Source organism: Streptomyces cavernicola (assembly GCF_029968035.1).
GTDB classification, from domain to species: Bacteria; Actinomycetota; Actinomycetes; order Streptomycetales; family Streptomycetaceae; genus Streptomyces; species Streptomyces cavernicola.
Map to the genome: position 1 here is coordinate 23596 of NZ_JASCIQ010000061.1, position 10420 is coordinate 34015.

Consider the following 10420-nt stretch of genomic DNA (forward strand, 5'->3'; position numbering starts at 1 on the left):
AAGACAGCGCACCCCTCGGAGAGACCATGCGGCGGAGACTGATCAACTCCACCCTCGCCGTCGTCCTCGTCGTCATCGCCGTCTTCGGCGTCTCCCTGGTGATCGTCGAGACCCGCACCATCACCACCAGCGCCCAGGAGCGCGTCGAGTCCGAGGCGAGCCGGCTCGTCGCCATCGTCGACAGCCGGATGATGGCCGCCGACCGGATCACCGAGGGCGTCCTGCAGGACCAGGTCGGCACCGAGCGGTACGCCCGTATCGAGATCCCCGAGCGCGCCCCCATCGAGATCGGCACCAAGCCCGCGGGCGACGTCATCCACGCCACCGCCACCGGCGAACAGGGCGAGACCGTCACCGTCCAGGAGCCCCGCTCCACGGTGACCGGCGAGGTCGGCCGCACGCTCCTCATGATCGGCCTGGTGGCCCTGCTCGCCGTGGTCGCCGCCGTGCTCCTCGCACTGCGCCAGGCCAACCGCCTGGCCTCGCCGCTCACCGACCTCGCCCAGACCGCCGAGCGGCTCGGCTCCGGCGACCCGCGCCCGCGGCACCGGCGGTACGGAGTGCCCGAACTCGACCGCGTCGCGGACGTACTGGACGGCTCCGCCGAGCGGATCGCCCGGATGCTCACCGCCGAGCGGCGCCTCGCCGCGGACGCCTCGCACCAGCTGCGCACCCCGCTCACCGCGCTCTCCATGCGCCTGGAGGAGATCACGCTCACCGACGACCCGGAGACGGTCAAGGAGGAGGCGACGATCGCGCTCGCACAGGTCGAACGGCTCACGGACGTCGTGGAGCGGCTCCTCACCAACTCCCGCGACCCGCGCACCGGCTCCGCCGTCACCTTCGACCTGGACGAGGTCGTCACCCAGCAGATCGCCGAGTGGCTGCCCGCCTACCGCAGCGCCGGCCGCGCCCTGGTCCGCTCCGGCAAGCAGCACCTGATGGCCGAGGGCACGCCCGGCGCGGTCGCGCAGGTCCTCGCCGCGCTGATCGAGAACTCCCTGATGCACGGCGGCGGCACCGTCGCCCTGCGCACCCGCGTCACCGGCAACCAGGTCGTGATCGAGGTGACGGACGAGGGGCCCGGAGTGCCGCACGAGCTCGGCGCGCGGATCTTCGAGCGCACCATCAGCGGCCGCAACTCCACCGGCATCGGCCTCGCCGTCGCCCGCGACCTCGCCGAGGCGGACGGCGGCCGCCTGGAGATGCTGCAGCAGAAGCCGCCGGTCTTCGGCCTGTTCCTGTCCCGCTCCCGCCCCGCCGACGCCCCCCGCGCCGAACCGGAGCCGACGGTGCGCTGACCGCGCGGCCGAGCCGACCGCCCCGCCGGGGCCGGAGTCAGGTGACGCGCTGGCGGCGCCGCTGCTCCTCGTGCTGTCTGCTGGAGTTCTTGAGGAACTTCTCGGCGTCCGCCACCGTCTCGCGGGCGGGCAGCGCCTTGAACACCCACGAGCGGTACGACCAGAACCGGAAGAGCGTCGCGATGCCGATGCCGAGGAACTTGAAGATGTTGCTCTGCAGTCTGCTGTCCCAGCCGAAACCGTACGTCGCCGCGTAGAGCACGCCGTTCTCGATCACCAGGCCGACGACGGAGAACAGCAGGAAGAGCGTCATCTCCTTCGTACGACCGCTCTTGTCGCGGTCCCGGTACGTGAAGTATCTGAAGCCGACGTAGTTGCAGCAGATCGCGATGACCGTGGCGATGATCGAGGCCCGCACCACGGGGATCTCCGTGGTGTGCCGCACCAGGTTGAACACGCCGAGGTTCACCAGCGTGCCGATCCCGCCCACCACGCCGAACTTGGCGATCTCTCGGATGAGCTGGTCCAGTTGCACGCGCAGTGCGCCGCGCTCACTCATGGTGATTCGTTCGCCCCGTCCGTTCGGTGGTCGGCCTCTCGGATTACCCAGTCATGCTAACCAGCGTGACCTTTCGGTGCCGGGCCTGTGGAAAACCCTCGAACGGGCATGTGACGCGCGTAGCCCCGGCAGCGCAGGCGAGACGGCCCGTACGGCTGTGAGATGTGACGCAGGACTCGTGGGTCTCTACGTATCCCAGGGCCCCGTACTCTGGACGATGTGACGTTCCCGGTAGTCGGCATGGTCGGCGGTGGGCAGCTCGCGCGTATGACGCACGAAGCAGGCATCCCGCTCGGCATCAGGTTCAAGCTCCTCAGTGACACTCCCCAGGACTCGGCGGCCCAGGTCGTCAGCGATGTCGTCATCGGCGACTATCGCGACCTGGCCACGCTGCGTGAGTTCGCTCGCGGTTGTGACGTGATCACCTTCGATCACGAGCACGTACCCACCGAGCATCTGCGCGCCCTGGAGGCGGACGGGATTCCCGTGCGCCCCGGGCCGGATGCTCTGGTGCACGCCCAGGACAAGGGCGTGATGCGGGCGAAGCTCGACGCGCTCGGCGCCCCGTGTCCGCGCCATCGCATCGTGAAGGACCCGCAGGACGTGGCCGCCTTCGCCGAGGAGGGCGACGGCTTCCCCGTCATCCTCAAGACGGTGCGCGGCGGGTACGACGGCAAGGGCGTGTGGTTCGTGCGCTCGGCCGCCGACGCCGCCGAGCCGTTCAAGGCGGGCGTCCCGGTCCTCGCCGAGGAGAAGGTCGACTTCGTTCGCGAGCTCGCGGCCAACGTCGTCCGCTCCCCGCACGGCCAGGCCGTGGCGTACCCGGTGGTGGAGTCCCAGCAGGTCGACGGGGTCTGCGACACGGTGATCGCGCCCGCGCCCGACCTCTCCGAGGAGCTCGCGGGCCGCGCCCAGGAGCTGGCCCTGCGGATCGCCGACGAGCTCGGCGTGGTCGGCCACCTCGCGGTCGAGCTCTTCGAGACCGTCGACGGCCGCATCCTCGTCAACGAGCTCGCGATGCGCCCGCACAACTCCGGGCACTGGACCCAGGACGGCGCGGTCACCTCGCAGTTCGCCAACCATGTGCGCGCGGTCCTCGACCTGCCGCTCGGCGACCCGCGCCCGCGCGCGAAGTGGACGGTCATGGCGAACGTCCTCGGCGGCGACTACCCGGACATGTACCAGGCGTACCTGCACTGCATGGCCCGCGACCCGCAGCTCAAGATCCACATGTACGGCAAGGACGTGAAGCCCGGCCGCAAGGTCGGCCACGTCAACACCTACGGCGACGACCTGGCCGACGTCCTCGACCGCGCCCGTCACGCAGCCGCCTACCTCAGGGGAACGATCACCGAATGAGCACGTCCACGTCCACGGACCAGTCTGCGGGCCGGCCCGTCGTCGGCATCGTCATGGGCTCCGACTCCGACTGGCCCGTCATGGAGAACGCCGCGAAGGCCCTCGACGAGTTCGAGATCCCGTACGAGGTCGACGTCGTCTCCGCGCACCGCATGCCGCGCGAGATGGTCGCGTACGGCGAGGACGCGGCGGGCCGCGGCCTCAAGGCGATCATCGCGGGCGCCGGCGGCGCGGCCCACCTGCCGGGCATGCTCGCCTCGGTGACGCCGCTGCCGGTGATCGGCGTGCCGGTGCCGCTGAAGTACCTGGACGGCATGGATTCGCTGCTCTCCATCGTGCAGATGCCCGCGGGCGTGCCGGTGGCCACGGTCTCGGTCGCGGGCGCGCGCAACGCGGGCCTGCTCGCCGCGCGCATCCTCGCCGCGCACGACCCCGAACTGCTCGACCGCATGCGGGAGTTCCAGCAGGAGCTCAACGACCAGGCGACGGAGAAGGGGAAGCGGCTGCGGGCGAAGGTCGAGGGTGCGGCGGCGGGCTTCGGCTTCGGCCAGTAGTTCTGCGGCCCCTTTCGGGGGGCCGCGCCCCCAGGCCCCTCCGGCTGTCTTTCGGCTGCTGCGCCGTTGTGGCTGGTCGCGCAGTTCCCCGCGCCCCTGACGGGGCAGGATTCCCCCACCCCGCTGTGGGCAGGCGTTCCGCAGGGCGATGGGGGTCCCCCCTGCTCGAGCGAAGCCGAGAGCTTGGGGGAGGGTGGGCACAGCCCACGACGGCGGGAAAGCCGAAGACGAGCCGTAACGCCTCTCCGGCGTTTGAGGAGCGGGGTTCCGGGTGCGGAGCCCCCGTGGCGGTGCGGGGGACAATGCCCGCATGCCAACCCATCACCTGGAAGACGCACGCGCCCTCCTCGCGGAGTACCCCATCGCGGACGGCCACAACGACCTCCCCTGGGCGCTCCGCGAGAAGGCCCGCTACGACATCGACCGCCTGGACATCGCAGCCGACCAGACCGGCCGGCTGCACACCGACCTCGCCCGGCTGCGCGCCGGCGGCGTCGGCGCCCAGTTCTGGTCGGTGTACGTACGCACCGACCTGACCGGCGACTCCGCGGTGAGCGCGACGCTCGAACAGATCGACTGCGTCCGGCAGTTGCTCGACCGCCACCCGGCCGAGCTGCGCCGCGCCCTGACCGCCGCCGACATGGAGGCGGCGCGCGGCGAGGGCCGGATCGCCTCCCTCATGGGCGCCGAGGGCGGCCACTCCATCAACAACTCCCTCGCGACGCTGCGCGCCCTGCACACCCTCGGCGTGCGGTACATGACGCTCACCCACAACGACAACATCGCCTGGGCGGACTCGGCCACGGACGAGCCGGGCGTCGGCGGCCTCTCGCCCTTCGGCCACGAGGTCGTACGCGAGATGAACCGCATCGGCATGCTCGTGGACCTGTCGCACGTCGCGGCCACCACGATGCGCGCGGCCCTCGACACCTCGACGGCGCCGGTGGTCTTCTCCCACTCGTCCTCGCGCGCGGTCTGCGACCACCCGCGCAACATCCCGGACGACGTCCTGGAGCGGCTGCCCGGCAACGGCGGCGTCGCGATGGCCACGTTCGTGCCGAAGTTCGTGCTGCAGGCGGCCGTCGACTGGACCGCGGCCGCCGACGACAACATGCGGGCGCACGGCTTCCACCACCTGGACACGACGCCGGAGGCGATGAAGGTCCACGAGGCCTTCGAGGCGACCAACCCCCGCCCCGTCGCGACCACTTCGACCGTCGCCGACCACCTGGACCACATGCGCGAGGCGGCGGGCGTCGACCACATCGGCATCGGCGGCGACTACGACGGCACGGCCTTCACCCCGGACGGCCTGGACGACGTCGCCGGCTACCCGAACCTGATCGCCGAACTGCTCTCCCGTGGCTGGTCGAAGGCCGACCTCGCCAAGCTGACCTGGCAGAACGCGGTGCGGGTGCTCGGCGCGGCCGAGGACGTCGCCCGCGACCTGGGCGCCCGCCGCGGCCCGTCGGTGGCGACCCTCGACCAGCTCGACGGCTGACCCGGCTGACCGGGCCCGGCGCGTAGCACGCCGGACGCGGCCCGCGGGGGTACGCCATGGCCCGTACCCCCGCACGGGCGTGGAGGTTTAGCCCGTACGCACCACTCGTACGCACCATTCGCCGAGACCGGACGACGTGCGCGTGCCACGGTTGGCGTACAGATTGCTGCACCACCCAACGGAGCCCCACCATGGCCGATCTTCACGACGACGAGGACATCCCCCTCGGAAACGGCGGCGCGAGCGCCCGCGCCGAGGGAGAGGAAGAGGCGGAGGAACTGAGACCCGGCGCGCCCGAGCCCGAAGAGCGGGCCCGCGCGCTGCTCACCGAACACCCCGTCGCCGACGGCCACAGCGGACTGCCCTGGGCACTGTCCCGACTGACCTGGTACGACCTGGAGTTGGGCGACACCGCGCTGCAGACCGACCTGCCGCGCCTCCGGGAAGGCGCGGTCGGCGCGATGTTCTGGTCACTGCGGCTCCCGCAGGCGTACGAGGGCAACCGGGCCGTGAGTGCCACGCTCGCCCTCATCGACCTCGCCGAGACCGTCGTCCGCGCCCACCCCGAGGGCCTGCGGCTCGCGCACACCGCCTCGCACACCGCCGACGCCCGCGCGCACGGCCGGATCGCCTGCATGCTCGGGCCCGCCGCCGCGACCGCCATCGACGACTGCCTCGGCACGCTGCGCGCCCTGCACAAGCTCGGCGTCCGCAGCCTCGCCATGTCCGGCACGCGCTGGGTGGGGGAGCAGGGTCTTTCCCGCTTCGGCGAGGAGGTGGTCCGCGAGATGAACCGCCTCGGCGTCCTCGCCGACCTCAGCGGCAGCTCGGCCGCCACGGTCAAGCATGTGCTGACCGTCTCCAAGGCCCCGGTGATCTTCTCCCGCTCTGCGGCGCACGCGCTCACCCCGCATCCCGACAATGTCCCCGACGAGCTGCTCGCCGCGCTGCGCGACAACAACGGCCTGTGCCTGGTGCCCTGTACGGCCGCACAGACGGGTCCTGCGCTGCGGGACGTGGCGGACCATCTCGACCATGTGCGCCGGGTGGCGGGGCCCGAGTGCGTGGGCATCTCCGGGATGTACGACACCGAGAGCGCGCTGCCGGACGGGCTGCACGACACGTCCCGCTACCCGCAGTTGATCGCCGAGCTCCTGGACCGGGGCTGGTCCGATGCGGACGTGTCCCGGCTGACCTGGGGCAATGTCCAACGGGTCCTGCGTGACGCCGACTTCGCCGCTCGCGCGGCGCAGCTTCGGCGGTTGCCGTCGACGGCGACGCTGGAGCGGTTGGACGGGGTACGGGAGGTGGGCCTCGTCGGCTGAGCCCCCGCCGGACCACCCCGGGGGCTACGCCCCCGGGCCCCCGGCCGTCTCCCGACTGCCGAGCCATCGTGGCCGTTCGCGCAGTTCCCCGCGCCCCTGAAAAACCGGGGCTTCGCCCCCGGAGCCCGGTCGTTGTTCGGCTGCCGCGCCGTCGTGGCTGGTCGCGCCCCGCGGCGGAGCCGCTGATGTCACAGCCCCGCGCCCCTTAAAAACCAGCCCCTGCCGGGGCTGAATCCAGCGCCGGCCCGCAAATTCAGCCCCTCCGGCGTTTGAGGAGCGGGGGTCCGGGGGCTGGCCCCCGAAGATGGGCTCCGGGGCGTAGCCCCGTGGCGGGGTTCAGGGGCGGCAGCCCCGGGGAGCGGGGGCCGGGGGCGCAGCCCCCGGAGCTGTCCGCCAGGGCTTTCGGGAAGGGGCGGGGAGGGGAAGAGTCACGCGCCCAACCCCTCGTGCCCCACCCCCGGCTCCGTCAGCGCGAGCCACCCGTGGCCCCGGACGTCGGTGTGGGGGCCGATCGCCGTCGGGTCGAGGGAGAGGTGGACGCAGGCGTCCGCCGCCCCGGCCTCGCCCGGCACCCCCGCCGCCTCCTCGTCGTCAGGGTCGAACTCCTCGAACTCCGCTGCGGACGCAGGCAGTTGCTCCCAGGGCAGCGGGCGGCCGACCCACTCCGGGTCGCTCTCCGCCGCGTACCGCCGCCGTATCCGACCGCGCTCCGCGACGACCCAGATGTCCGACCCGCCCACGTCGTCCATGAAGAACATCTGGGCCTCGCCGCAGTGCGCACTGAGCCGCTTCACCGCGTCCATCCACTCGTCCCAGTCGACCCCGATCGCACTGTCCAGGTTGCCGAACACCAGCCGCCAGCCGTCCAGTTCGGGCGTGACGAACACCGGAACGGCCCCACTGCGCCATGGTCGGCGCTCGACGTCCTCGCCCTCGTAGAGCGTGACGGGGAAGCGGTCGTGCAGGCCGAGCGCCTCGAATATCCCCTCGTGCGCATCCCCGGGCACGGCGAACCACCAGCCGCGCGGGTCGAGCGGGTACGGCGTCTCGCCCGCGCCCCACAGCAGTGCCCGGCGCTCCAGGACGCGCTTGTCCCGTGCGTCGAGGCGGTCGACGAGGCCGGTGGCGAGGAGTGCGGCGAGCCTGCTTTCAGTCATGCCGCAAACCTAACTCCGGCCACTGACAACGCCGTTCAGCCCGCGGGCAGGGGAGCTCTCAGCCCGTGCAGAGGCAGAACGGGTGTCCCACCGGGTCCGCGTACACCCGCCAGGTGCGGGAGCGGTCCGCCGCGTCGAGGACCTTGGCGCCGAGAGCCAGCACCTGCTCCTCGGCGGCGTCCAGGTCGTCCACGGTCAGGTCCAGGTGGAACTGCTGCGCGCCGTCCGCCGAGGGCCACTTCGGGGGTACGTACTCGGGCGCGGACTGGAAGGCGAGGGTGTTGCCGCCGTGGTGCTCCAGGTCGACCCAGACGTCGTCGCCCTGCCGTTGCTCCGTGGCGGTGCCGCCGACGATCGCCCTGTAGAACTCGGCCAGGGCCACGGGGTCGGGGCAGTCGAGGACGACGGCGCCGAGCTTCGCGATGGGCATGATCGGATCCCTCCGTACGCGTGGAAGTTACCGGGGTGTCGGATACCGGGTGCCGGGGCATCGGAGTACCAGGGTTACCAATAGGCAGCGCCAACCGGTAACGGTTACCCCATGGTCCCGTACTGGAGGTAACGTCGCAACCATGAATGAGAAAGCGCCCCCACCCGGGGCTCTGGCCTTCGTGGCGGCGCTGGTCAACACCCTCGACGTCGCGACGGGAGCCGACTCCCTGGACACGGCGGAGGGCCGTGCGGAGTTCGGGGTGAGCGAGCGGGAGGCCGACGACGCCAAGGAGCTGCGCGAGGCGCTACGCGTCGCCTGCCTGGCGCACGCGGGCCATCGGCCGCACCGTACGACCCGGCCGCTCTCCCAACTCCTCGCGCACGCACCGCTGTTGGTGACCGTGGACGACTCGGGCGCGGCCCGACTGCAGCCGGCCGACCCGGCCCCGCTCGCCGCCCGCGTCGCGCACGCGATCGCCGAGGCCACGGCGGCGGGCACCTGGCTCCGCCTCAAGGCCTGCGAGGCCGGGGACTGCCTGTGGGCGTACTACGACCGCAGCCCGGCGGCCCGCCGCCGCTGGTGCTCGATGCAGGTGTGCGGCTCGCGGGCCAAGATGCGTACGTACCGGAGCCGGGCCAGGTGAACCGGGGCGCGCCCCGCACCTGAAGAAGGCCCCGCACCCACGCCCTGAACCGCGCTCACGCCGCCGGACGCCCCATCGCCCGGTACGTCCAGCCCGCCTCGCGCCACAGCGTCGAGTCCAGGGCGTTGCGCCCGTCGAGCAGCACGCGCTGGCCGACCACTGCGCCCAGCTCGGCCGGGTCGAGGTCCCGGAACTCCCGCCACTCCGTCAGGTGCAGGACGACGTCCGCGCCCCGCACCGCGTCGAGTGCCGACTCCGCGTACCCGAGGGTCGGGAAGACCTGGCGGGCGTTGGCCATGCCCTTCGGGTCGTAGACCGTGACCTGGCCGCCCTGGAGGTGGATCTGTCCGGCGACGTTCAGCGCGGGGGAGTCGCGTACGTCGTCCGAGTCCGGCTTGAACGTCGCGCCGAGGACCGCGACCCGCTTGCCGAGGAAGGAGCCGCCGCCGAGCGCCTCACGGGCCAGCTCGACCATGTGGCCGCGGCGCCGCATGTTGATGGAGTCGACCTCGCGCAGGAACGTCAGGGCCTGGTCGGCGCCCAGCTCGCCGGCGCGGGCCATGAACGCCCGGATGTCCTTGGGCAGGCAGCCGCCGCCGAAGCCGATGCCGGCGCGCAGGAACTTCTTCCCGATCCGCTCGTCGTGCCCGATGGCCTCGGCCAGCTTCACCACGTCGCCGCCGGCGGCCTCGCAGACCTCGGCCATGGCGTTGATGAAGGAGATCTTCGTGGCGAGGAAGGAGTTGGCGGAGGTCTTCACCAGCTCGGCCGTCGGGAAGTCCGTGACGACCAGCGGCGAGCCCTCGGCGATCGGCGTCGCGTACACCTCGCGCAGCAGCTTCTCCGCGCGCTCGCTCTCGACGCCCACCACGATCCGGTCCGGGTGCAGGGTGTCCTGGACGGCGAAGCCCTCGCGCAGGAACTCCGGGTTCCAGGCCAGCTCGACCCCGTCCGGGAGCACCTCGGTGAGGCGGACCGCCGAGCCCACCGGGACCGTCGACTTGCCGACGACCAGGGAGCCCTCGCGGGCCACCGGGGCGAGCGAGGCGAAGGCGGCGTCGACGTAGCTCATGTCGCAGGCGTACTCGCCGTGCTTCTGCGGGGTGTTCACGCAGACGAAGTGCACGTCGCCGAAGGCGCCGAGCTCCTCCCAGGACGTGGTGAAGCGCAGCCGCCCGCTGGAGCCCTCGATGCCCGCGACGTGCTTCTGCAGCAGCTCCTCAAGGCCCGGCTCGTACATCGGCACGCGGCCCTGCGAGAGCAGTTCGATCTTCTCGGGTACGACGTCGAGCCCGAGCACTTCGAAGCCCAGCTCCGCCATGGCCGCTGCGTGGGTGGCGCCGAGGTAACCGGTGCCGATCACGGTGATCTTGAGGGCCATGAAGCTGCTCCAGAGGGGTGACGGGGGAAATGCGCTGCCCGAGCATAGTCGGGGCGGCGACCGGTGAAGGATCCGCTGCCGGGATCCTGTCGGGAACCTCACGTACGCCGATCCGGGGCCGGGCTCTAAAATCAGGGTTACTTAACGGTAGTTAGCGCACTTGGGGAGTGAGAGATCTTGGCGGGCAACACGGATTCGTCGGCTTTT

10 protein-coding genes are annotated in these 10420 nt (G+C 71.8%); 6 read left to right on the top strand and 4 right to left on the bottom strand.

The window, feature by feature from the left end:
* Positions 1-26: 26 nt before the first annotated feature.
* On the top strand, positions 27-1301 hold the full coding sequence (locus QIS96_RS35740; protein WP_282547025.1) for an ATP-binding protein: 1275 nt from the start codon (positions 27-29) through the stop codon (positions 1299-1301).
* Positions 1302-1338: 37 nt separating this feature from the next.
* On the opposite strand, the gene QIS96_RS35745 is transcribed toward QIS96_RS35740, so the two are convergent.
* Entirely contained in the window at positions 1339-1860 is a 522-nt protein-coding gene (locus tag QIS96_RS35745; protein ID WP_282547026.1) for a GtrA family protein, read from the bottom strand.
* A gap of 192 nt (positions 1861-2052) precedes the next feature.
* Between QIS96_RS35745 and QIS96_RS35750 the strand changes: the two genes are divergently transcribed.
* The 4 genes from QIS96_RS35750 (at position 2053) to QIS96_RS35765 (ending at position 6599) form a co-directional block, all read left to right on the top strand.
* Positions 2053-3219 carry a 5-(carboxyamino)imidazole ribonucleotide synthase gene (locus QIS96_RS35750; protein ID WP_408907321.1) on the top strand — a complete coding sequence of 389 codons (1167 nt, stop codon included), beginning with the start codon at positions 2053-2055 and terminating at the stop codon, positions 3217-3219.
* Positions 3216-3773 (top strand): 5-(carboxyamino)imidazole ribonucleotide mutase, encoded by a 558-nt coding sequence (purE, locus tag QIS96_RS35755; protein ID WP_282547027.1) that lies wholly within the window; start codon positions 3216-3218, stop codon positions 3771-3773. Before QIS96_RS35750 ends, purE begins: the two co-directional genes overlap by 4 nt.
* Positions 3774-4083: 310 nt before the next feature.
* Positions 4084-5274, top strand: coding sequence for a dipeptidase (locus tag QIS96_RS35760; RefSeq protein WP_282547028.1), 1191 nt, complete (start codon positions 4084-4086; stop codon positions 5272-5274).
* Between the two features lie 191 nt (positions 5275-5465).
* The gene (locus QIS96_RS35765) at positions 5466-6599 is read left to right on the top strand and encodes a dipeptidase (RefSeq protein WP_282547029.1); all 1134 of its coding nucleotides are present in this window, start codon (positions 5466-5468) and stop codon (positions 6597-6599) included.
* A 428-nt stretch (positions 6600-7027) separates the two neighbouring features.
* Here the strand turns inward: QIS96_RS35765 and QIS96_RS35770 are convergent, their stop codons facing one another.
* Positions 7028-7756 carry a hypothetical protein gene (locus tag QIS96_RS35770; RefSeq protein ID WP_282547030.1) on the bottom strand — a complete coding sequence of 243 codons (729 nt, stop codon included), beginning with the start codon at positions 7754-7756 and terminating at the stop codon, positions 7028-7030.
* Between the two features lie 58 nt (positions 7757-7814).
* The gene (locus QIS96_RS35775) at positions 7815-8186 is read right to left on the bottom strand and encodes a VOC family protein (protein WP_282547031.1); all 372 of its coding nucleotides are present in this window, start codon (positions 8184-8186) and stop codon (positions 7815-7817) included.
* Positions 8187-8328: 142 nt separating this feature from the next.
* Between QIS96_RS35775 and QIS96_RS35780 the strand changes: the two genes are divergently transcribed.
* Positions 8329-8832 (top strand): CGNR zinc finger domain-containing protein, encoded by a 504-nt coding sequence (locus QIS96_RS35780; protein ID WP_282547032.1) that lies wholly within the window; start codon positions 8329-8331, stop codon positions 8830-8832.
* Positions 8833-8887: 55 nt separating this feature from the next.
* Here the strand turns inward: QIS96_RS35780 and QIS96_RS35785 are convergent, their stop codons facing one another.
* Positions 8888-10213, bottom strand: a complete 1326-nt coding sequence (locus QIS96_RS35785) for a UDP-glucose dehydrogenase family protein (RefSeq protein ID WP_282547033.1) — start codon at positions 10211-10213, stop codon at positions 8888-8890.
* Positions 10214-10420: the final 207 nt, after the last annotated feature.